This window comes from Pseudomonas sp. NMI542_15, assembly GCF_021283425.1.
GTDB lineage: Bacteria > Pseudomonadota > Gammaproteobacteria > Pseudomonadales > Pseudomonadaceae > Aquipseudomonas > Aquipseudomonas fortuita.
The window spans coordinates 346,847-368,370 of record NZ_JAJSRO010000001.1 but is presented as its reverse complement, the minus strand read 5'-3'; the positions used below and the strand labels follow the sequence as shown (position 1 = coordinate 368,370).

19 protein-coding genes are annotated in these 21,524 nt (G+C 61.4%); 6 read left to right on the top strand and 13 right to left on the bottom strand.

The annotated features are described in order from the left end of the window. Positions 1-11: 11 nt before the first annotated feature. From LU684_RS01590 to benR, 6 genes are all read right to left on the bottom strand, one after another. The gene (locus LU684_RS01590) at positions 12-773 is read right to left on the bottom strand and encodes a 1,6-dihydroxycyclohexa-2,4-diene-1-carboxylate dehydrogenase (protein ID WP_016487226.1); all 762 of its coding nucleotides are present in this window, start codon (positions 771-773) and stop codon (positions 12-14) included. Between the two features lie 65 nt (positions 774-838). Beyond that, entirely contained in the window at positions 839-1,849 is a 1,011-nt protein-coding gene (gene benC, locus LU684_RS01585) for a benzoate 1,2-dioxygenase electron transfer component BenC (RefSeq protein ID WP_060517846.1), read from the bottom strand. A gap of 72 nt (positions 1,850-1,921) precedes the next feature. Continuing rightward, positions 1,922-2,407 carry a benzoate 1,2-dioxygenase small subunit gene (gene benB / locus LU684_RS01580; RefSeq protein WP_016487228.1) on the bottom strand — a complete coding sequence of 162 codons (486 nt, stop codon included), beginning with the start codon at positions 2,405-2,407 and terminating at the stop codon, positions 1,922-1,924. Beyond that, entirely contained in the window at positions 2,404-3,762 is a 1,359-nt protein-coding gene (gene benA / locus LU684_RS01575) for a benzoate 1,2-dioxygenase large subunit (RefSeq protein ID WP_016487229.1), read from the bottom strand. The genes benB and benA overlap by 4 nt, the downstream gene beginning before the upstream one ends. A gap of 83 nt (positions 3,763-3,845) precedes the next feature. Further along, the gene (locus LU684_RS30635; RefSeq protein ID WP_442964189.1) at positions 3,846-4,592 is read right to left on the bottom strand and encodes an RHS repeat-associated core domain-containing protein; all 747 of its coding nucleotides are present in this window, start codon (positions 4,590-4,592) and stop codon (positions 3,846-3,848) included. Positions 4,593-4,676: 84 nt separating this feature from the next. After that, complete coding sequence (benR, locus tag LU684_RS01565; RefSeq protein ID WP_023048142.1) at positions 4,677-5,642, bottom strand: benABC operon transcriptional activator BenR; 966 nt, start codon at positions 5,640-5,642, stop codon at positions 4,677-4,679. A gap of 380 nt (positions 5,643-6,022) precedes the next feature. On the opposite strand from benR, the gene LU684_RS01560 reads away from it, so the two are divergent. Then, on the top strand, positions 6,023-6,907 hold the full coding sequence (locus tag LU684_RS01560) for an alpha/beta hydrolase (protein WP_232894045.1): 885 nt from the start codon (positions 6,023-6,025) through the stop codon (positions 6,905-6,907). Positions 6,908-7,006: 99 nt separating this feature from the next. Here the strand turns inward: LU684_RS01560 and LU684_RS01555 are convergent, their stop codons facing one another. Both LU684_RS01555 and hisN read right to left on the bottom strand, forming a co-directional pair. Next, positions 7,007-7,738: a hypothetical protein gene (locus LU684_RS01555; RefSeq protein ID WP_024717498.1), complete on the bottom strand. Its 732-nt coding sequence runs from the start codon at positions 7,736-7,738 to the stop codon at positions 7,007-7,009. 103 nt (positions 7,739-7,841) lie between these two features. Further along, the gene (hisN, locus tag LU684_RS01550) at positions 7,842-8,633 is read right to left on the bottom strand and encodes a histidinol-phosphatase (RefSeq protein ID WP_016487233.1); all 792 of its coding nucleotides are present in this window, start codon (positions 8,631-8,633) and stop codon (positions 7,842-7,844) included. Positions 8,634-8,802: 169 nt separating this feature from the next. On the opposite strand from hisN, the gene LU684_RS01545 reads away from it, so the two are divergent. Both LU684_RS01545 and LU684_RS01540 read left to right on the top strand, forming a co-directional pair. Then, on the top strand, positions 8,803-9,693 hold the full coding sequence (locus LU684_RS01545; RefSeq protein WP_095115349.1) for a universal stress protein: 891 nt from the start codon (positions 8,803-8,805) through the stop codon (positions 9,691-9,693). 184 nt (positions 9,694-9,877) lie between these two features. Next, positions 9,878-12,013 carry a TonB-dependent siderophore receptor gene (locus LU684_RS01540; RefSeq protein ID WP_016487235.1) on the top strand — a complete coding sequence of 712 codons (2,136 nt, stop codon included), beginning with the start codon at positions 9,878-9,880 and terminating at the stop codon, positions 12,011-12,013. A 30-nt stretch (positions 12,014-12,043) separates the two neighbouring features. On the opposite strand, the gene LU684_RS01535 is transcribed toward LU684_RS01540, so the two are convergent. The 3 genes from LU684_RS01535 to ptrR all read right to left on the bottom strand — a co-directional run bounded on the left by LU684_RS01535 (position 12,044) and on the right by ptrR (position 14,269). Beyond that, positions 12,044-12,565 carry an acyloxyacyl hydrolase gene (locus tag LU684_RS01535; RefSeq protein ID WP_016487236.1) on the bottom strand — a complete coding sequence of 174 codons (522 nt, stop codon included), beginning with the start codon at positions 12,563-12,565 and terminating at the stop codon, positions 12,044-12,046. Positions 12,566-12,821: 256 nt separating this feature from the next. Further along, positions 12,822-13,265, bottom strand: coding sequence for a hypothetical protein (locus LU684_RS01530; RefSeq protein ID WP_016487237.1), 444 nt, complete (start codon positions 13,263-13,265; stop codon positions 12,822-12,824). Between the two features lie 134 nt (positions 13,266-13,399). Continuing rightward, entirely contained in the window at positions 13,400-14,269 is an 870-nt protein-coding gene (gene ptrR, locus LU684_RS01525; protein WP_102690097.1) for a putrescine utilization regulator PtrR, read from the bottom strand. A 106-nt stretch (positions 14,270-14,375) separates the two neighbouring features. Here ptrR and LU684_RS01520 point away from each other — a divergent pair, with 106 nt between their 5' ends. After that, positions 14,376-15,761, top strand: a complete 1,386-nt coding sequence (locus LU684_RS01520) for an aldehyde dehydrogenase family protein (RefSeq protein WP_060517858.1) — start codon at positions 14,376-14,378, stop codon at positions 15,759-15,761. Positions 15,762-15,845: 84 nt separating this feature from the next. Here the strand turns inward: LU684_RS01520 and LU684_RS01515 are convergent, their stop codons facing one another. After that, a complete protein-coding gene (locus LU684_RS01515) occupies positions 15,846-17,756 on the bottom strand; it encodes an AAA family ATPase (RefSeq protein WP_232894044.1) in 1,911 nt (636 codons plus the stop codon). A gap of 166 nt (positions 17,757-17,922) precedes the next feature. Beyond that, the gene (locus LU684_RS01510; RefSeq protein WP_232894043.1) at positions 17,923-18,822 is read right to left on the bottom strand and encodes a helix-turn-helix domain-containing protein; all 900 of its coding nucleotides are present in this window, start codon (positions 18,820-18,822) and stop codon (positions 17,923-17,925) included. Between the two features lie 183 nt (positions 18,823-19,005). Here LU684_RS01510 and LU684_RS01505 point away from each other — a divergent pair, with 183 nt between their 5' ends. Together LU684_RS01505 and LU684_RS01500 are read left to right on the top strand one after the other, a co-directional pair. After that, complete coding sequence (locus LU684_RS01505; RefSeq protein WP_023048145.1) at positions 19,006-20,364, top strand: glutamine synthetase family protein; 1,359 nt, start codon at positions 19,006-19,008, stop codon at positions 20,362-20,364. A 66-nt stretch (positions 20,365-20,430) separates the two neighbouring features. After that, positions 20,431-21,519 (top strand): polyamine ABC transporter substrate-binding protein, encoded by a 1,089-nt coding sequence (locus tag LU684_RS01500; RefSeq protein ID WP_016487243.1) that lies wholly within the window; start codon positions 20,431-20,433, stop codon positions 21,517-21,519. Positions 21,520-21,524: the final 5 nt, after the last annotated feature.

The following is a 21,524-nucleotide window of genomic DNA, read 5'->3' as shown; positions in this document are numbered from 1 at the left end:
GAGGTTGCTGCTTAGCCGAGGTCGCCGCCCCCTACCGGCAGGGTCACGCCGGTGATGTACGAGGCTTCGTCCGACGCCAGAAACAGGATCGCGCCCACTTGCTCGTCGATGCTGCCGTAACGGTGCATCAGGCTGCTGTCGAGGGTCTGGTCGACGATCTGCTGGTACCAGTGTTTTTCCTGCTCGCTCTGCTCTGCACTGTTGCGCGGTACCCGCCGCGGCGGTGCTTCGGTGCCGCCGGGTGCGGTGGCGTTGACACGAATGCCACGGCCAGCAGTTTCAAAGGCCAGGCACGCGGTCAGTGCATTGACGCCGCCTTTGGCCGCGCCATAGGGCACACGGTTGACACCACGGGTAGCGATGGACGAAACGTTGACGATGGCGCCGCTGCCGCGTTCAAGCATGTAGGGCAGCGCGGCATGGCAGCACCACAAGGTGGGGAACAGCGAACGGCGCACTTCGGCCTCGATCTGCTCGACCTCGTAGTGCTCGAAAGGCTTGGCCCAGATGGTGCCGCCGACGTTGTTGACCAGGATGTCGATGCGGCCAAAGGTTTCCACCGCGCTGGCCATGACCCGGGCGCAGTCGGTGTGTTGTTCCAGGTCGGCAGTGAGGGTGAGCACGCCCTCGCCAGCCAGCTCGTGGACCAGTTCGGAACGGTCTACCGCCACCACTTGCGCGCCTTCGGCCTTGAGCCGCCAGCACACGCCCCGGCCGATGCCTTGGGCGGCACCGGTGACCAGGGCGACCTTGCCTTGGAATCTGTTGTTCATATGTTTTTCCTGCATGACCCGGTTAATGGCAATTGGGAGGGCCGCAGCGCGGCCCCGGCGATCTGTCAGGCCGCCGCCGCGAACTTCTCGTAGTAGAAGTTGGCCGGGGTAATGCCCTGCTCGCGCACGTACTGGCTGACCGCCTCGACCATCGGCGGCGGCCCGCACAGGTACACATCCACGTCGCCGTCGTTGAGGTGGCGGGGCTCGATGTGCTGGGTCACGTAGCCCTTTTGCGGGTACTGGCTGTCCGGATTGGCCACGCAGGCGCTGTAGGTGAAGTTGGGGATGCGTGCCGCCAGCGCTTGCAGGCGGTCGAGTTCGACCAGGTCAAAGTCGTTGGTTACGCCATAGATCAGGTGCAGCGGGTGTTCACTGCCCTGCTCGGCGATCTTCTCCAGCATGGCGGTGAACGGTGCCAGGCCGGTACCGCCGGCCAACAGCAACAGCGGGCGCAGGATCGGGCGCAGGTAGAAGCTGCCCAGCGGCCCGGTCAGGCTCATGCTGTCGCCGGTTTTGGCCAGGCTGGTCAGGAAGCTGCTCATCAACCCGCCCGGTACATTGCGGATCAGGAAGCTGACTTCGCCGCCCTTTTGCAATGAACTGAACGAATAGGCGCGGCTCTGCTCGCTGCCCGGCACCTTGAGGTTGACGTACTGCCCCGGCAGGAAGGCCAGGCGGCTTAGCGCGTCACCCTTGATCGACAGGGCAATTGTGCTGGCCGACAGCTGGCGCACGTCGCTGATGGCAGCCTCGAAGCTGGCCTGCTCGGTCTTGCACAGCTGCGACGAGGCCGGGATGCGGATAACGCAGTCACTTTCGGCGCGCATCTGGCACGTCAGTACGTAGCCTTCGGCAATTTCGTCTTCGCTCAGGGCATCTTCGATGAAGTTGTCGCCCAGGTCGTAGCGGCCGGATTCGGCCTTGCACTTGCAGGTACCGCAGGCGCCGTCGCGGCAATCCAGCGGGATGTTGATGCCCTGGCGGTAGGCAGCGTCAGCCACGGTTTCATGGCCAGTAGCCTCGATGAAACGGGTTACGCCGTCTTCGAAATTCAATGCGATCTGGTAGCTCATGTTGCACCTCGCAGGCGAGCCAGCCCACGGCGCGTCGCATGACGCACCGGGCAGTGCTCGCAAAACCCTGTATCAGATGTGGTAGATGTCGAGGACCTGGCGCACGTAATCGTTCTTCAGCACCACCTTCTTGGCCTTGATCAACGGCTGTTCGCCGCGCAGGTCGAGGGTGTAGAAACTGGTGCCGAAGTAGCTGTCCGTGGTCTTGTAGCGGAAGCTCAGGGTGTGCCAGTTGAAACGCACCTGGCAGCTGCCCTCGCCCTGCTCGACGATCTCGATGTTGCTGATGTTGTGCGAAGTGCGGGTGTCGGGCACGGTCGCACTGGAGCGCTCGGTCTTGATGCGGAACACACGGTCTTCCAGGCCGCCACGGTTGCCGTACCAGATCAGCGAGATTTCGCTTTGTGGGTCTTCGGTGAGGGTGTCGTCATCGTCCCAACTCGGCATCCAGAAGCTGGCGTCGCTGGCGTACAGCTCCAGCCACTGGTCCCACTGGGCGTCGTCCAGGTAGCGCGCTTCGCGGTAGAGGAAGTCGCGCACAGTCTCATAAAGGCTCATTGCACGGCCTCCACGGGGATCAGTTGCTGGTCGTCCTTCAGGGCCTGGATCATGGTGTCCTGCCAGTACTTGTGCTGCAGCACGAACAGGCCTTCGTCTTCGGTGCGCACGCCGGACAACAGCGGCTTGAGGTCGATTTCCCTGGCCGCTTCATCGGCGCCGTCCACCCAGTGGGCTGCACCACGGGACATGTCGTTCCAGCCGGTACCACCGCCGTAGCCGGTCTGGCAGGAGCGGAACTCTTCCAGGTCGTCGGGGGTGGCCATGCCGCTGACATTGAAGAAGTCTTCGTACTGGCGGATGCGCTTGGCGCGGGCATCGGCGCTCTCGCCTTTGGGCGCGATGCAGTAGATGGTGATTTCGGTCTTGTTCACCGAAATCGGCCGGGCAACGCGGATCTGCGAGCTGAACTGGTCCATCAGGTACACGTTCGGGTACAGGCACAGGTTGCGCGAGTTCTCGATCATCCAGTCGGCACGTGCCTGGCCGAAGTCAGCGGCCAGTTGGTCACGGCGCTCATAGGCTGGGCGGTCTTCCGGGTTGGCCCAGCGGGTCCACAGCAGCAGGTGGCCGTGGTCGAAGGAGTAGAAGCCGCCGCCCTGCTTGGCCCAGGCACCGGCGCTCATGGTCTTGATCTCGTCGCCCGCCTCGCGCTGCTTGCGCTGGTTCTGGGTAGCGGCGTAGTTCCAGTGCACGGAGCTGACGTGGTAGCCGTCGGCGCCGTTCTCGGCAGTGAGTTTCCAGTTGCCTTCGTAGATGTACGAGCTGGCACCGCGCAGCACTTCCAGGCCTTCCGGCGACTGGTCAACGATCATGTCGATGATCTTGGCCGATTCGCCCAGGTGCTCCACCAGCGGTTTCACATCGGCATTCAGGCTGCCGAACAAAAAGCCCCGGTATGACTCGAAGCGCGCCACCTTGGTCAGGTCGTGGGAGCCGTCGCAGTTGAAGCTGTCGGGGTAGCCGGCGTTGCTCGGGTCTTTCACCTTCAGCAGTTTGCCGCTGTTGTTGAACGTCCAGCCGTGGAACGGGCAGGTGTAGCTGGAGCGGTTACCGCGCTTGTGCCGGCACAGCATGGCGCCGCGGTGGCTGCAGGCGTTGAGGAAGGCATTGAGCTCACCGTCCTTGTTGCGCGCGATGAAAATCGGCTGGCGCCCCATGGTCAGGGTGAGGAAGTCGTTCTTCTCGGGGATCTGGCTTTCGTGGGCCAGATAAATCCAGTTGCCCTCGAAGATGTGTTTCATTTCCAGGTCGAACAGGCGTGGGTCAGTGAACATCTCGCGCTTGCAGCGGTAGATGCCCTTTTCACGGTCGTCCTCGAGCATGGCATTAAGGTAGTCGAATCCCAGGGACATGGCCAGGGTCTCCATTGTTATTGTTAAGACCTGGTCAGGTTAGGGAGACGACTGGCGGGGAACTATCCGGATTGTGCAGAGTGCTATCCAGCTTTGTCGGGATCTCTTACTTTTTGAGCCCACCCTTTGGGGCTATGGAGCCAACTGTCTAATCGAGGGATGTCCTTAGCGCCTTTCATACTACGAAGGAGCGGTTCAAGAACCGTAAGTGCTTCCAGGCTCTGGCGCTGCTGCGCTTCAAGCCATCTGCGCACGAAGCTCCAGGCTCTTGGCAGTTCATCAATCCGCATCGCGGTTTTCCCGATACGATCAGACAGCGTTACGGCGCTGCCCTCCACCAGCAATTTCTGCCCATCAGACCATAGCGCTGAGTTCATGATGGGTTCTATTTGATTGCCATAACCATGACCCAAGGCATCAACCGCGTCTATAACGCGCTGGTTTACTACATCTGGGGCAGACGGGAGTCCTTTGAAATCAGGATTGATGCTATACCCACTTTTGATACTCGCCGCCTTAGGGCGGATGCTTGAGAGTTTTACTCTTGGAAGTTTCAAATGACCGCTGGGGTCAGTATTGTTCACGGGATCCCCACTGCAGTAGGCGTAACAATTTAATCCTCCAGCACCCATAGGGCTCATGCTGTCAGGGCTATGGAATCTCATCAAAACCGGATTGAACGCACGGTATCCATTCCCCAGCAAGTAGTGCCCTGTGGCCGACTCTTTTCTCTGACCGCTGTAGCGCAGCAGGGATGCGCTTTGCTCGCCCCCATCACGCCCATAAACGGTGTACTGGAGTGCACAAGATGAAATCTGCGATGTCGACATGGTTCCCACCCTTTACCCGAAATAAGGCAAATGGTGGGCTGTGCATGAAATGCCAACAACTGGCAGAACTATCAGGTGGCCTTGCTAGCGCGCCTCACCCCGGCACTTGAACGTCTGCGAAGGCAGCTCGCCAAATTGCTGCCGATACACTTCGGAAAACCGGCCTAGGTGAAGGAAGCCGTAATCCAGGGCAAGCTCGGTCACACTGCGCACACCGCAAGTCGGGTCGCTCAGGCACGCATGCACCCGTTCCAGTTTGCGCTGGCGCACGTAATGCTTGGGTGTGGTGCCCAGGTGCTGGTCGAACAACGCATACAGCGAACGCACACTCATGCAGGCCTGCTCTGCCAGCACTTCAGCCGACAGCTCCAGTTTCAGGTTGCGCTCGATGTAATCAAGAATGCGCTCAAGGCCCGCCTGCGGTGCGCTCAGGCATTCGCGGCGGATATTGGTGCTCATCAGGGTCAACAACTTGCTGGCGACAATCTGGCTGTAGTGCCCCTGCACCCTGGGCAGCGAATCGCTCACTTCTGCTTCATGGCAAACCATGGCCAGCAGGTTGACGAAGCCGTCCAGTTCATCCAGCCGATAATGGTTGCGCAAGAACCGCACGCCGCCATCGGGCCGCTGCCAACGCTGTTCGTCGCAGATTGAATCCAGCAGCCGGGTTGGCACTTTAAGGATGAACTTCTCGCAGTCTTCCGAGTAGGTCAGGTCAACCGGGTCATCCGGGTTGATCAGCAGCAGCTCGCCCGGCACCAGATGCTGCTCGCGCTTGTGCCCACGCCACAGGCAGTTGCCGTTGAGCAACACTTGCAGGTGATAAATGGTTTCCAGCGCTGGCGAAGTCACGCGAACGCTGCCCCCGTAGCTGATGCGGCACAGGTCGAGTTCGGCGAACTTGCGATGGCTGAGGCTGGCCTGGGGATGGGTGGTACGGGACAGACCGATGCAATGCTGGCCTACATGCTGGTTCACATAATCGGACACAGCATAAGGGTCGGCGTGGTGAAACACGCTACTGCGCTCGCTCAGCAGGCGGCTTTCCATAGGCAAGGCACTCGGTATCGTTATTCTTCTGGTCGCCGCTTCCTACGGCGTTGTGGGCGGTGGTTGCGGTCGTCACGGTCATTCTATCGGGCCGGTTGCGGGTTGCGGGGGCAGGCGACAACCGGTGGATGGGCACACTACAGCAAAAAGGCGGGGGTTGGGCAATGCGGCGATGGGATTGGATGGGCGGATAGCGGACAAGCCAGATGCAGCTGGCGTTCGTTTACCGAACAGAGTGTTCCTGTCACGGCCGCTTCGGGAGTAAACCCGCGCGAGGCCGGTCATATTTCATTTCATCCAGAAACAGCTTGCAACCAAACCACCCTGCCATTCGGTCACTTTTTCAACATCCGGCGCAGTGCTTCTGCTAGAAATCGCACATGCCTACCCTCTTCCTTACCCACCTGCGCCGCCGCTGGCTCACCTGGCTGTGCGCCACCTTGCTGGTCATAGGCCTACCCTCTGGCTGCGCCATGCTGCAGCACAAGGAGCGTGAACTGGTGTTTCGCATAGAGCCTGGCCAGGCCAGCTGGTTTCGCGGTTTACCCAGCGACGTGCAGGAACTCGACCTACGCCCGCGCAGCTTCAAGGATAACCAGAGCCTGCATGCCTGGTGGTGGCCGGCCAAACGCGCCAATGCCCCGGCGGTTCTGTACCTGCACGGCGTGCGCTGGAACCTGACCGGCCAATTGTTCCGCATCGAGCAACTGCATGCCATGGGCTACTCGGTGCTGGCCGTGGATTATCGTGGCTTTGGTCAAAGCCGGGGCGATCTGCCATCCGAGGCCACGGTGTACGAAGATGCCCGGGTTGCCTGGGAGCGCTTTGTCCAGTTACAGCCCGATGCTGGCAAGCGCCTGATCTTCGGTCACTCGCTGGGCGGTGCGGTAGCGGTGGAACTGGCCAGTGAATTGGCACGTGAGGCGCAAAAAGACGGTGTCGGGGCGCCGGCACGCGGATTGATCCTTGAGTCGACCTTCACCTCCTTGGGCGATGTCGCGGCAGCGGTGGCCGATACCTCCCTGCCGGTACGCTGGTTGATGTCGCAGAAGTTCGACTCGCTGGACAAGATCGGCAACATCGGCCTGCCAGTGCTGCTGGTGCATGGCACGGATGACCGTTTTGTACCCCCGCGCTTCAGCCAGCAGCTGTTCGACGCAGCCCGGCAGCCCAAAACATTGCTGCTGGTGCCGGGCGCCACCCATAACAACAGCATGAGCCTGGCCGGGCAGCGTTACAGGCAGGCGATACAAGCGCTGCTCTGAACCGTCCAATGGCCTTTGGTAGCCGAAATCCTGGGGCCGTTGCGCGCCCCTTTCGCGACACAAGGCCGCTCCTGCAAGGGCCTGCGCAACGGCTGCGGTTCACTGCACCGGCAAAAAGTTCATCAGCAGCAGGCTTTGGGCGTAATTCAAACCAATCCGGCGATAGCGCTCATCCAGCAACTCGGCTAACAGGTCCAGCCGCGCAACGATCTTGCCGAACTCCACGGCAAAACTCAGGTTACTGCCCTCTTCCGAAATCTCGTTGGAAAACAGCAGCAACACACCATTGGCGTCCTGCCGTTGGCTAAGCATCCAGGTGGCCTTTTCGATGTTGCGCGCCGCGTTGTTGATGAACAGCGGATCGAGTGTATCGGTCATGTAGAACTCGGTGCGCCCGCCGTGCGCGGTGATCAACATGCTGCCGATGGCGTAGATGAAAGCACCCACCCGATCTCCGCGAAACTCCGGGCTCAGGGCGTAGCTCAACGCAGCCAGGTCACGGCGGTTGCCCAGTTGCGGCAGTGGCTGGCGTTGTTCGATGGCCATACGGATCTGCCGCTCAGCGGTGGCGGCATCCACGTAGCCCGACATCTTCCACTGGTTGGGGTTGCGCAGGTACAGCTTGTTCATCAGCAGGTACAGGCTTTGCAGGTTGTCGCGCATCGACAGCGAGGCCAGGCGGTCGACGCTGGTCTGGAACAGTTCACTGGGCTTGCCGTTGCCGAACTGGCTGACAATATCGCGGCCTTGCTCCTGGGTGCAGGCGCACAGGCATGTGAGGGCGCCTGCCAGCAGCAGGCGTGGGAGGAAATTCGGGTAGCTTGCAACCATCGGCACCGGGTCGATATTCGGCGGCCGCACCGGGGGTCAGTGCAGCCTGGCCAAGCATAGAACCCGGAAATCGTAAAAAGTGCAGTGATCGGGGATAGGTGGCTCACATGGCGTGGCGCAACATCTCTACCATCTGCGCATGCAGCGCCGGGTCACCACAGGCCACTACGCACCCGCCATTCTGTGCGCTGCTGCCATCCCAGGCCGTGATCACCCCGCCCGCCCCTTCGATGATCGGCATCAGCGCCTGTACGTCATACGGCTGCAGGCTCGCCTCGACAATCACATCTACAAACCCCGATGCCAGCATGCAGTAGGCATAGCAATCGCCGCCGTAGCGCATCAAGCGCGCCTTGCCAGCAACGGCCTCGAACGCAGCTTTACGCTCGGCGGTATCGAACATGTCCGGTGTGGTGCACATCAGCGTGGCTGAAGCCAGGTCGGCACAGGCACGGGTTTTCAGTGGCGTACCGCTGCACCACGCACCCTCCGGGGTGCCGACAAAACGTTCGCCAGTGAATGGCTGATTCATCACGCCTACCACCGGGCGCGTGCCATCGTTCAGGGCAATCAACGTGCCCCACAACGGCAGGCCGGTGATGAAGGCACGGGTACCGTCGATCGGGTCGAGCACCCAGGTCAACGGGCTGCTGCCAATGGCCACGCCTGCCTCTTCACCCAGAATACCGTGGTCAGGGTAGCGTGCCTGAATCCGCTCGCGCATGGCGTCCTCGGCCGCCTTGTCAGCCACCGTGACAGGGTCGTAAAGGCGCCCGCCCTTGTCCTCGACATCCAGGCTGGCGCGGAAGTACGGCTTGATCGCCACTGCGGCAGCATCGGCCAACTGCTCGGCGAAGGCGCGATATTCGCCGATCTGTTCAGCACTCAGGGACATGGGACAGGCCTCGTGACAATGATAGGGCGCGCATCATACCCGACACGCGGCGCCAGCCACACCCGGGCATGCGCCTGGTGAAAAACGGGCATGGTTCTATCAGGTGCACACGGGTCTAGACTCAACAGAACCAGCTAACCGGGGGGGCTGCCACACGTGGAGGTGTGAGATGAGCCAATTCAAGCGCTTGTTTGTCATGCTCGGCCCGCAGATGCGCCATACGCCAGCGCTGCAACGCGCAGCGGCGCTGGCGGAGTCCAGCGGTGCACTGCTGGATATCAACGTATTCGTCGACGATGTCGACACCTTTGGCTTGATGGGCGATGGCCGCGAGCGTGAGCGGCTGCTCAGTGACAACCGCCAGTGGCTGGCAGATGAGGCCGATCAGTTGGGCAATGCGGGCCTGGACGTTTCAACCGAACTGTTGTTGACCCGCGACCCCCTGGGCAGTGTGCTGGAGCGGGTCGAACGGCAAGGCTGTGACCTGCTGGTCAAGGATGTGCAGCACGAACCGGTGCTCAAACGCCTGCTGGTCACGCCACTGGATTGGCAGTTGCTCAAGGACAGCCCGGTTGCCGTGCACCTGGTCAGCGACATCCGCCTGCCCCTGCCCCGGCAAATTGCTGCGGCCGTGGACCTCAACAGCCACGGTGCTGGCGAGCACCTGGATGAGCAGGTGATTCACTGCGCACGCGCCTTGGCCCTGCAGTGCAACGCCGAGCTGCACCTGCTGCATGTGTGCGATGCAGCCAAAACCCATATCGCCGACTTCGGTGCCGGCACCGTGACCATGCCCGGCTTCGATGGCAGCGTGCGGACTGCGCAGCGGGCTGCGTTCAACCGCCTGGGCGACCATCACCAGATCCCGCTGGAACGGCGGCACTTCCTGGAAGGCGCAGCGATCAGGGCCATTGCCCAGTTTGTCAGCCACAGCCGGGCGGATGTGATCGTGATGGGCAGCCACCGGCATGACGCCATGCAGACCTACCTGGGCGGAACCACGGCCCATGTGCTGGAACACCCGCTGTGCAATGTGTTGGCGATCAAGGCCGTTCGCTGAGTGCTGATATGCCCTGACCGGTCTCTTCGCGCTTTGACCCGCGAAGAGACCGGCACAGATTTCACGTGTTGGTATCTGGCACACCAGTGCCACTTAAAAAGAATGCATTTGATAATGATTCGTAGTAGTTTCTCGGCGCTTGCCCACCCTCCCTTCAGCGCCCTATTCCAGGATCGTATCGTCGATGCGTCGCACATTCGTTTCGCTTTGTGTGCTCCATGCTGTCTCCCCACTGGCGTTTGCCGAGCCTGAAACGCTCGGCGCCCCCGCCCAGATCGAACTCCAGGCCCTCAGCATCACCGGCACCGCCGACAGCGAACGCGCCGATGGTCCGGTCCAAGGCTACAAAGCCAGCCGCTCAGCCAGTGCCACCCGCACCGACACAGCGCTGCACGAAACGCCGCAATCGGTCAGCGTGGTGCCCAAGGATGTGCTGCAAGACACCGGCGCCACGCGCCTGCAGGACGGCCTGGACTACGCCGGCGGTGTCGGCCGCGCCAACAACTTCGGCGGCCAGGGCCTGACTACCTTTACCGTGCGTGGCTTCACTACCGGCGAGTTCTATCGCAATGGCTTCCCGATCAACCGCGGCTACCCCAACGCCCCGGACGCCAATACCGTCGAGCGGCTGGAAGTGATCCGTGGCCCGGCCACCAGCCTGTATGGCCGCGGCGACCCCGGCGGCACGTTCAACGTGGTCAGCAAACAGCCACTGCCGGAATCCAGGGTCACTCTGGGCAGTCAGTTCGATGACCAGGGCATGCACCGGGCAACCCTGGATGCGACCGGGCCTTTGAACCAGGACGGCTCGCTGGCTTACCGCCTGAACATGCTGGGTGAAGGAGGCGACAGCTTCCGCGATGATGTAGAAAGCGAACGGTATGATGTCGCACCGGTCATCAGCTGGCAGGTCAATGACGCCACGAAGCTCATCTTCGAAGGCGACTTCATGCGTAACAACCACCCGCTGGACCGCGGCCTGACACGGCTGCCCGGCCAGCTCGGCACAGCCTCGCGCGACACCAACATCTGGGAAAAAGGCAGCGACAACCTGCTGCACAACGACAACAACATGGCCCAGCTACGCTTCGAGCACCTGCTCAACGACAACTGGACCCTGGGCGGCGGCATGCAGTGGCTGGACGGCTCGCTCAAAGGCAATGCCGTGGAGGCTAATGGCTTGCAGCCCGACGGCCGCACCCTTGGGCGCAACTTCAACTACCGTAAGCTGGAGTGGACCGACCGCGATTACCAGCTCAACCTTACCGGCCACTTCGACACCGGCGGCTTCGCCCACACGCTGCTGACCGGTATCGAGTACGAAGACTACGACTACAACTCGATTATCCAGCGCTCCGCTGCAGGCGCCACCGCCTACCCGATCGATATCTTCGACCCGGTGCTGGGCCAGGCACGTCCGGCCCTGACCCGTACCACCACCCACGACAAGGAAAACCTCAAGACCTGGGCACTCTTCGTTCAGGACCAGGTAGCCCTTACAGAGCGGCTCAAGGCCTTGGCAGGTGTGCGTTTCGAGCGCTTTGAGCACGACTACGTCAACAAACTCAGCGCAGCGGGTGACTTCAACAAGGGCGAGAACGGCGTCACTCCACGTTTCGGCCTGCTCTATGAGCTGACCGACACCGTGGCGGTCTATGCCAACACCGCACGTTCGTTCAAACCCAACAGCGGTGCGCCTGCAGGTGCGACGGGGCGCGGTTTCGACCCCGAGAAAGGCAAATCCTACGAACTGGGCGTGAAATGGGAAGCGCTCGATCGCCAGCTGAGCGTCGACGCGGCGATTTACCACATCGTCAAGGAAAACGTGCTGACGCGCGACCCGGCAGACCCCAACTACAGCGTGGCCGCCGGCCAGGTGCGCAGCCGCGGCCTGGACATCAACATCGCGGGCAACATCACGCCGCAGTGGCGGGTGATCGGCGGCTACGCCTATGTCGACGCCGAAGTTACCAAGGACAACCGCTTGCCCACCGGCACCCGCCTGGCAAACATTCCACGTAACAGTTTCAGCCTGCTCAACACCTATGAATTCCAGGACGGCTTGGCCAAAGGTCTGGGCCTGGGGATCGGCGTGAAGTACGTGGATGACCGTAATGGTCAGACCGAGGCGGTCACCTACAATATGGGCCAGTACACCGTGGTTGACCTGCTGGGCTTCTACCAGCTCAATGAGCACGTACGCCTGAACCTGGACGTGAAAAACGTGTTCAACAAGGAATATGACGAAGGTGCATTCAACACCTACGCCTACCCGGGAGCACCTCGGACGGTGCAGGCTGGGGTCTCCTACACATTCTGAATGGCTGGGGCTGCGTTGCAGCCCCCTGCTTCAGAAACCTTTGCTGTAGAACAGCGAGTAGGACTCAATCCCGTCGTTAGGCTGCTTGATCCCCGCATTGGAATAATGCATCGCGCGGATCCCGACCTTCTGCTCCCCAGGCAGCTTCAGGCCGAAACCGATGCGGTCTTCGAAGTTGAACGCCGACCCCATGCGCTGGTCACCCACATCGGTCTTGGAAAATGCCGCCAGGCCAATACCGGCCTCGATGTACGGCGTGTAGGTAAAACCGCTGAATTCATAGGTGAACACTGGGCTGAAGGACAGCGAGTGCGCACCGCTGGCGTCACCACCCTCCCAGTAGGTGTAGGCGGCATCCCAGTAACCACTCACATAGCCGGTACTGCTTTCCAGCCATTTCTTGTCCCAGTCGAATGACAGGCCGATACGGTAGGTCATGTCACCTTGGCTAGTGGCGCCCACGGCACCGGACACCTGTGCGGCCTGGGCCAGGTTGGCCCCTGCAAAGGCCAGCACTGCAGCAGCCAGCGAAGCTGCAAGACGGGTTTTCATCAACGACTCTCCTGATGGTCTACACGGCAAGCGGGGGCTTTTGCCCCTCGATCTTTATGAGGTGACCGGCGCATCCAGACGGTCACACGAAGTAATAGTTTTGTGATTATTGTCCAAATAATCAGAAAGTTGAAAGTGAATTGCCACTAATGGCGTAATGACTTCGTCAAGATGTGCCTTGCCGAGCACCGTGTTTCTTCATGTATTCAGGCTGCGCTATGGCGGGAGCACATCTGTACTCCCGCCCCTTCTCCCATCAGCGCCAGTTCAGGTTCACGGTGGTGGGGGCCTTGCCGTTCACCGTCACCCATTGCTGCGTCGTCGCACCCTGGGCGGTGCCAGTGACCTTGTATTTGCCGGCTGGCAACTGCACATACAGCAACGGCCCGGCATCCATGACGCTGAGTACGGGCTGGCCTTGTGCATTCTGGATGTCGACTGTGGCACCGCTCTGGAACTTGCCTTGCGGCCCAGTCGAAAGCTCTACATGCAGGTCATAACCGGTGGTCTTGCGCAGCGCATTGGCTTCGTCCTGGCCAATTCCGCCTTGCACGTAGCGCACGCCGTTCTGTTCCTGCGGTTGCAACTGCACGGCCTGCATGTCGATGGGTGCATTGAGGTCGGCGGCGGCAGCCAAGGTCCATGGCATGGCCAGGGTAATCAGCAACGCCGCGCCGAGCGCATAGTGGTGGTTTCGCATGGTACGACCCTCCTTCAGAGGATGGCTTACCTAGTATCTGATCCTCGTGGGGTACGGGTGTTCTGGCTGATGCGTAGCCGTCACAGCAACAGGTGGCAATCAATCGTCAATTCTTGTTATTTATTATTTATCTATCAATGATTTGAGCGACCTTCTTCAAGTAGCTTCACGAACATGCTCAGGCTGCGCGATACGGTGCCACGTCGCCACACCAGCCAGGTTTTCAGGTAGCGGAAATCCTCCGACATCGGCCAGGCGCTGACCGTGCTGCAGCCGGGCATATTGTCCAGCATGCTGCGCGGCATCATGGCCAGGCCGGCGCCAGCGCTCACGCAGGCCAACATGCCGTGATAAGACTCCATCTCGTGGATCTTTCCTGGCACTGCCTGGTCCTTGACGAACCAGTTTTCAAAGTGATGGCGATACGAACAGTTGGCGCGGAAGGCGTAGATGCTTTCACCGTTCACATCCTGGGCGCGGGTGACGGGCGCGTGGTTGAGCGGTGCAATGACCATCATCTCTTCCTCGAACACCGGTATGCCTTCCAGTGTCGGGTGCAGCACCGGGCCGTCGACGAAAGCCGCCACCAGGCGGCCAGACAGCACGCCTTCGAGCATGGTCCCCGAAGGCCCGGTGGACAGGTCCAGGTCGACCTTGGGGTAGCGCTGGTTGTATGCCGCCAGCAAAGCCGGAATGCGCACCGCTGCCGTGCTTTCCAGCGAACCAAGCGCGAAGGTGCCCTGCGGGTCTTCGCCGGCCACGGTCAGCCGCGCCTCGTGCACCAGGTCGAGGATGCGCCGGGTGTATTCGAGAAAATTCCAGCCCGCAGGCGAGAGGCGCAGGCGGCTCTTCTCGCGAATGAACAGTTCCACGCCCAAGTCTTCTTCCAGTTGCTTGATGCGCGTGGTCAGGTTGGACGGCACCCGATGAATGTGCTGCGCGGCGGCACTGATGCTGCCCTGTTCTGCCACGGCCTTGAAGATCTCCAGTTGCACCAGGTCCACAGCCTTTCTCCAAACGTGAATGTTTCGCTCATTATTATTCAGTTTTCATTAAAGCCATAGCCCACTAGTCTGGCGTCACTGATTAACAACAACGAGAGTGTCCGCCATGAGCGCGATCAGCAGCCTGACCCACGCCATCTCCCTCGATCCGTACACCGGCGAGCAGATCGGCGCCTACCCGTTCGACACCGACGCCGCACTGGAAGCGGCGCTGCAACGTGCCAAGGTTGGTTACCGCCAGTGGCGCCACGTGTCGCTGGGTCAGCGCAGCGAGTACCTGCTGGCGCTGGCCAGCACCCTCGAAGCCAAGGCCGAAGCCTTTGCCCAGATGATCAGCCGCGAAATCGGCAAGCCGATTGCCCAGGCCCGTGGCGAGGTCAGCAAGTGCGTGGGCCTGTGCCGCTGGTACGCCGAACACGGCCCGGCCATGCTTGCGCCGGAACCGACCCAGGTTGAAAAAGCCCGAATCGAATACCGCCCACTCGGCCCGATCCTGGCTGTGATGCCGTGGAACTTCCCTGTCTGGCAGGTGCTGCGCGGCGCCGTGCCGGCGATCCTGGCAGGTAACACCTACGTGCTCAAGCATGCGCCGAACGTGATGGGCAGCGCGTACCTGCTGGGCGAGCTGTTCAAGGATGCCGGCCTGCCGGCGGGCGTGTTCGAAGTGCTGAACGTGACCCCGGACGGCGTCACCCGCGCCATCAATGATGCGCGTATCGCCGCCGTGACCCTGACCGGCAGCGTGCGTGCCGGCATGGCGATTGGTGCCCAGGCCGGTGCCGCGCTGAAGAAGTGTGTACTGGAGCTCGGTGGCTCCGACCCGTTCATCGTGCTGGCCGACGCCGACCTGGATGCCGCCGTCAAGGCTGCGGTCATTGGCCGTTACCAGAACACCGGCCAGGTTTGCGCTGCGGCCAAGCGCCTGATCGTGGAAGACAGCATCGCCGAGGCGTTTACCCGCAAGTTCGTTGAGGCTACTCGCGAGCTGAAAGTCGGCAACCCACTGGATGACAGCACCTATATCGGCCCGATGGCCCGTTACGACCTGCGCGACGAGCTGGATGGCCAGGTTCAGGCGACCCTCGCCGAAGGCGCTACCCTGCTGCTGGGCGGTCACAAGGTCGAAGGTGCAGCCAACTTCTACGCGCCGACCGTGTTCGCCAACGTCACCCCGCAAATGACCGCATTCAAGCAAGAGCTGTTCGGGCCGGTAGCCGCCATCATCACTGCACGTGATGCCGACCATGCCGTAGAGTTGGCCAACGACAGCGAGTTTGGCCTGGCCGCGACCATCTATACCGCCGACTATGCACTGGCCGAGCGCATGACTGCGGCACTGGATACCGGTGGCGTGTTCATCAACGGCTACTGCGCTTCCGACCCCCGTGTGGCGTTTGGTGGCGTGAAGAAAAGCGGGTTCGGGCGTGAGCTGTCGCACTTCGGTGTGCGCGAGTTCACCAATGCCCAGACAGTGTGGCTAGACCGTAACTGATCGGCAATGCTGGGGCTGCGTTGCAGCCCTTTCGCGACACAAGGCCGCTCCTACAGGAAATTGCGTGCTCCTGCGGGAACGGCTTCAATCGCGGACCTGGTCCTTGACCCAGTCCAGCATCCCCCCCGGCACGATCAGTTCATGCCGCGCCCGCGAACAGGCGGTATACAGCCCCGCCAGCATCCGCGCCCGCTCATTGCGGTTGCCCGCCACCTGCGGCGCCACCATCAGCTCCGGCGACACCATTACCCGGGCGAACTCCATGTTTTTCACATCCCGTACCCGCGCCAGGAACAACTTGGGCGCCTTGTCCCAGCGGTAACGGCTCTTGGCTTTGGCAAAGTGCTCGGGTGTATAGCCTTTGCGCAGCATGTTGGCCACGGCAATGAACGCCTTGTCATCGCCCTTGTCCTGCTCCAGGGCCTGCCAGCTGGCATAGCGGAACAACATCGGGTGACGCGGCCGAGTGTCGTAGCGGTACAGCTCGATGCAGTCCTCGACGAACAGTTCGAAGTCCTTGCGCGCGCTTTTCAGCAATACGAACGGCACCCCCTGGTGCGTCAGGCGCTGAAACCAGCCAAACAGGCCCCATTCGTCATCGACGATCAGCGCCGTAGGCTGCTCCGGCACCGTCACCTGATCGAAGAAACTGACCCGGGTGTAATGCTCGGCGCTGCCACTGAAGGCCCCCTGGATGGCCGCCGGGTGCGCCTGGATCAGCGGGTTGAGCACATTGTCCATCGCCGGCCCGGCACGTAACGAATGGTCGATGCAGCGTTGGCGGATGAAACTGCCATGGTGCGGGCTGAGGCCGTTGAGGTTCTGCAACTCGTCGCCCAGGGTAATGATCGACTGCGGGCTGCGATCGAGCACGGCAAGCATCGGTGCCGACAGCTCGTGGGCCTCATCGACGATCACGTGGGTGTAGCGGCTATCGATCACATAACCGGTCAACGACAGCAGCTTGACCCGGTGGTAGTCGCGCACCGGCAACTGGACGTCCCGCGCGGACGGGCGAATCAGCTCTTGCCAGTACAGGCGGGCTTTTTCCAACAGCACCTCCTGATCCAGCGGTGAAGTGCCAGGCCCGGCCCAGGGCAAGTGGTGCAGCTGAAGCTGGGTGTCGGCACTGTGGCAGAAGGTGCGCACGGCCCGGACGCACAAGGCAACCACATCGCGCGCGGTGAGCGGACCGATGTCAGGGATGGCCAACCAGCGCACCACCTGCGCGTCCTGCGGGCGCCATGACAGTTTGGTGCGATAAGGGTCACGCAGGCGCCAGCCATTGCTGGTGAGGTCGCTGTTGAGGAGCTCGTCTGCCAGCTGGCCGAAGGTCAGCGCGGTGTAGGCGGCGGCGTCCTTTACCCGCGCCTGCAGGGCGCGCAACTGGCCTTCGGTCAAGGCCAGCAGCAACGTGCGCTGTGGTTCCAGCAGGCGGGCAAACTGTTGAATCAGGAAGGTCTTGCCAGTGCCAGCGAAGCCCTGCACCGCCACTGACTCATCGATACCACCAAGAAACTCGCGCAACAGGCGGTTCTGCTGGTCGCTGAGCATCAGGTCGCTGGCCAGGGACGGCAGGTACACCGGATGCAGCGGTGTGGCCCGCTGGCGGTAGGTGTCGGCAAACTGGAAATTCCACTGGCCTTCGGTATCCAGCAGTTCATCTGCGGTGTACTTCACCTCGGCGGACAGCAGCGCGATGCCATTTTCGCCCAGCATGCCCAGGCCCATCGCAAAGGCTTCGCGATCAAAATGTTGCGCTACCTGGCTTTGGAAGCGCCCCGGTGCGGCGCTTTCGACCTGGTTGGCGATGCGCACGATTTCGGCGAAGCGGCGTTCTTGCGCATCGGCCGAGGCGGTAGCCGGCTGGCGAGGCAGGTTTTGCACGAACAGCACACCGGCAGCGTCCAGGACGCTGGCAATAGTGAAGAAGTCGGTGTTGGGCTCGCTGGCGAGGCGGTCGGCCTGGTCACTGGGCAAAGGCAGGTAGAACATCGGCACCTCGGGTTGGATCAGGGCGGCACGATAGCAACTTTCGGCGTGGGATGCTGAGTTCAGTGTCGCCTGCTGCACCAGAATCCAGATCAGGAAGTTACTTGATGAAGTTTCGGTAACTAAATGAAATCAAACAAAAAAATAGTATTGATTCGAAGGTCACACCTTAACCCCTGCCCCGCCGCAAGGTCTCGCTCGGAAACTCCTTGAACAATTGACGGTAACTCTCTGAAAACCTTCCCAAATGCCAGAATGACCAGCGCATCGCGACCTCGGCCACGGTCGCCCTGCCATCGCGTAACAAATCGCGCCGTGCGCCGTTCAGCCGGCGCAAGCGCAGCCACTGCGCTGGCGGCATGCCGGTAAATGCCTTGAACGCTTGCTGCAGCTGGCGCAGCGATACCCCTGCAACATCCGCCAGCTCCACCAGGTTCAACGTCTCCTCGGGGCAGTCAGCCGCCCACTCGCTGACCCGCCGCATGATCGCCCGCTCTTCGTCGCGGCGCCCCAAGGCTACGCCCTGAAGTCGCTGGCTGGCGTTATCAAGGATGAACAGGCAATCCTCCAGCAGTTGTTCCGCCAGTGCCTGCCCCTGCACTGGGCAGTCAGCCTGCCCGAGGCGGGTCAGCGTGGCGCTTAGCCAACTGCCAAACAACGCGTTCTGCCCACTGCCCAACGGCACCATGAACAACCCTTCGAGGCGTTGCGGGTCCAGCCCATGGCGGGCGAGGAAGGCCTGGTCGAACACCACTGCCACTTCCTGATAGTTCTCCGGGGTTATCCAGATATTGCGGCTTTGTTCGTTCAGCACGTACAGGCTGTTTTCGCTGCGGTCAAAGCAAAACGCCAGTGAACCGCTCGGTGCGCGGAAAAACTGCTCCACCCGGGTATTCAGACGCTCCTCGTATACCTCCACGCCATCCATCCCCAGCCAGCGCAACTCTCCGCTGAAATTGCCCGGCGACATCTGCCGGTATTGCTGCTGCCAGCCGGGGGTCGCGCGCACTTGCTCAGAGACATCGGTGGTATGAAAGGCCTGAACTTGCAGCACATTGGGCGTTGTCACGCGAGATCCTAGTTGCACTCTTTTGGTGCATTGCTTGCCGAAGAAAATGGATAGATCGGCCCCGGGGGCTGCGACCAAGATAGTCTCCAGTGCGTCACCTGGGAAGTGCACACCTTGCAAAGCCATACTGCGGCTTTCGTCAAAAGCGTCGCTCCCACACTAAAACCCAACCAAGAGGTCTGTATGAACGCCCCCTTCGATCAGCTGTACACCTGGCTGAAAGAACACCGCATCACCGAAGTCGAATGCGTGATCAGCGACCTGACCGGCATCGCCCGCGGCAAGATCGCGCCCACCGCCAAGTTCCTCCACGAGCGTGGCATGCGCCTGCCCGAAAGCGTGCTGCTGCAGACGGTCACCGGCGACTACGTTGACGATGACATCTACTACAACCTGCTCGATGCCGCCGACATCGACATGGTCTGCCGGCCCGACCCCTGCGCCGTGTACCAGATCCCGTGGGCGATCGAGCCAACCGCGATCGTGATCCACGACACCTTCGACAAGCAAGGCAACCCCATCGAACTGTCGCCGCGCAACGTGCTGAAGAAAGTGCTCAAGCTCTACGCCGACAAGGGCTGGCAGCCGATCGTCGCGCCCGAGATGGAGTTCTACCTCACCAAGCGCTGTGAAGACCCGGACTTGCCATTGCAGGTGCCGCTGGGGCGTTCTGGTCGTGCCGAAAGCGGTCGCCAGTCGTTCTCGATCGATGCCGCCAACGAATTCGACCCGCTGTTCGAGGACGTCTACGACTGGTGCGAGATCCAGGGCCTGGACCTGGATACGCTGATCCACGAAGACGGCCCGGCGCAGATGGAAATCAACTTCCGCCACGGCGACGCGCTGGACCTGGCCGACCAGATCACCGTGTTCAAGCGCACCATGCGCGAAGCGGCGCTCAAGCACAACGTGGCCGCCACTTTCATGGCCAAACCGATCACGGACGAGCCTGGCAGTGCCATGCACTTGCACCAGAGCGTGGTCGACATCGCCACCGGCAAGCCAATCTTTGCCAATGATGACGGCAGCATGAGCCAGCTGTTCCTGCACCACATCGGCGGTTTGCAAAAGTACATCCCCAAGCTGTTGCCGATGTTCGCGCCCAACGTCAACTCGTTCCGTCGCTTCTTGCCGGACACCTCGGCGCCGGTCAACGTCGAATGGGGTGAAGAAAACCGTACCGCCGGGCTGCGCGTACCCACCTCCAGCCCAGAGGCAATGCGCGTGGAAAACCGCCTGCCGGGCGCCGATGCCAACCCTTACCTGGCCATCGCTGCAAGCCTGCTGTGCGGCTATCTGGGCATGGTCGAACAGCTCGATCCAAGCGCACCTGTGCAGGGCCGCGCCTACGAACGGCGCAACCTGCGCCTGCCGATCACCATCGAAGACGCCCTGCAGCACATGGAAGACTGCGAAACCGTGCAGCAGTACCTGGGCAAGCAGTTCGTCCAGGGCTATGTGGCGGTCAAACGTGCCGAGCATGAGAACTACAAGCGGGTCATCAGCTCCTGGGAGCGTGAGTTCCTGATGATGAGCGTCTGACCCACCCGGGGCGCTGTGCGCCCCCAGTACACCAAACTCAAAGAACAAGACCAACGAGGTGTCCCCATGCGTCATTTGCAAGCCCTGATCCCCGCTGCGTTCGCCCTGCTGTTCGCCACCACCACCCAGGCCACCCCCTCGGTCAGTGTGTACAACTGGACCGACTACATCGGTGACACCACCCTGGCTGACTTCCAGGCCAGCAGCGGGATCAAGGTGGTTTATGACGTGTTTGACTCCAACGAAACCCTCGAAGGCAAGCTGCTGGCCGGGCGCACCGGTTACGACGTGGTGGTGCCGTCCAACCACTTCCTCGCCCGCCAGGCCCAGGCCGGCGCCTTCCTGCCGCTGGACCGCAGCAAGCTGCCGAACTGGCAACACCTGGACCCCAAGCTGCTCAAGCAGCTTGAACAGAACGACCCCGGCAACCAGTACGCTGTGCCCTACCTGTGGGGCACCAACGGCATCGGCTACAACGTCGACAAGGTCAAGGCAGCCTTGGGCATCGACCATATCGACTCGTGGGCGGTGCTGTTCGAGCCCGAAAACCTGAAAAAGCTCAAGCAATGCGGCGTGGCCTTCATGGATTCGCCCGACGAACTGTTCCCGGCGATGCTCAACTACCTGGGCCTTGACCCGCGCAGCGAAAAACCGGCCGACTACGCCAAGGCTGAAGCACGCTTGCTCGAACTGCGGCCCTACATCACTTACTTCCATTCATCCAAATACGTGTCCGACCTGGCCAATGGCGATGTCTGCGTGGCGTTCGGCTATTCCGGTGACGTGTTCCAGGCCGCCAACCGCGCCGTGGAGGCGAAGAACGGCGTAAAAGTCGCCTACAGCATCCCCAAGGAAGGCAGCAACCTGTGGTTCGACCTGCTGGCCATTCCCAAGGACGCCAGCAACCCCGAGCAGGCGCTGGCCTTCATCAATTACCTGCTCGACCCGAAAGTGATCGCCAACGTCAGTGCCACGGTCGGTTATGCCAACGCCAACCCCGACGCCAAGGCCTACATGGATGCATCGCTGGTGCACAACCCTGAGATCTATCCTCCCCAGGACGTGCTGGACAAGCTCTACATCTCCAGCACCCCGAGCCCGAAGATCATGCGCGTCATGACCCGCTCCTGGAGCAAGATCAAGTCCAACCGCTGAGCCGA